Origin of the sequence: Micromonospora craterilacus, from assembly GCF_003236315.1 — a bacterium.
Lineage (GTDB): Bacteria > Actinomycetota > Actinomycetes > Mycobacteriales > Micromonosporaceae > Micromonospora > Micromonospora craterilacus.
This window is the reverse complement of record NZ_POTY01000520.1, coordinates 1-846: the sequence shown is the minus strand read 5'-3', so window position 1 is coordinate 846 and position 846 is coordinate 1. Positions and strand designations below refer to the sequence as shown.

1 protein-coding gene is annotated in these 846 nt (G+C 76.6%); it reads right to left on the bottom strand.

The features are described from left to right. Positions 1–2: 2 nt before the first annotated feature. Entirely contained in the window at positions 3–797 is a 795-nt protein-coding gene (locus tag C1I95_RS34200) for an Rv1486c family protein (protein ID WP_111220263.1), read from the bottom strand. Between the last annotated feature and the right edge of the window lie 49 nt (positions 798–846).

Below are 846 nucleotides of genomic sequence, written 5' to 3'. Positions count from 1 at the left end.
GGTTAGGGGCGGAGGGGGGCGTTGCAGGCGGCGACGAGGGCCTGCCGGCAAGCGGCGGTCAGCGGGCGTAGGGCGGCGTCGCGCTGCTGGGCCTCGTAGTTGTTGACCGCGCCGCCGGGTGCCGCGTGCCCGGCCAGGGCGAGCACCCGGTCCAGTACGGCGGCGCGGGCGAACAGTCGGCGGGCTCGCGGGTCGAATCCGGGCGGCAGGTCGGTGGTGCCGTCGGGGCGGCGCAGTGCCTCCAGTGCGCCGGCCAGTTCCGGGCGCCACTGGGCCACGTCGAGCCGGGTGAGCGCGGCGGTGGTGTCGGCCAGCGCGGCGGCCAGTTCCGCCTCTGCCTCGGCGGCGCCGGGCAGGGTGAGCGACGCGGCCGGGGCGTCCGCCGGCAGCGGGTAGACCCGCCAGAGCACCGTCTCGAAGGTGTCCCCGGAGCCGGAGGTGTGCACCCGTACCTCGGGGATCAGGCCCAGCCCACCGGCGATCACCGCCTCACCGGCGAGCAGCGCGGCCCCGGCGAAGTCACCCGGGCCGGGCAGGCCACGCGGGTCGCCCGGTGCCGGCAGCACCAGGCGGATCTCGTCCGGCGAGAGCTTGGCCAGGGTGGGCAGTGCCTCCCGCAGCGGCACGTCCGTCCAGGCGCCAGGTGCGTCGGCGACCAGGTGTTCCTCGTCGCCGGCGACGGCGTCTGAGACCTCGTCGAAGGGCACCAGCCCGGCGCGCCAAGCGCGCACCCAGGCAACGAACCGGCTCGACCGGCGCGGCGCAAGGATGGCCGCACCCGCAGCGGGGGTGGACATGCCGAAAGAGTACGTGCTGACGCCCGCCCCTGTCTCGACTGCCACGCCC

What these genes read in the sequence shown, in the direction of transcription:
- C1I95_RS34200 (WP_111220263.1), bottom strand. Translation starts at nt 797, where the DNA reads ATGTCCACCCCCGCTGCGGGTGCGGCCATCCTTGCGCCGCGCCGGTCG.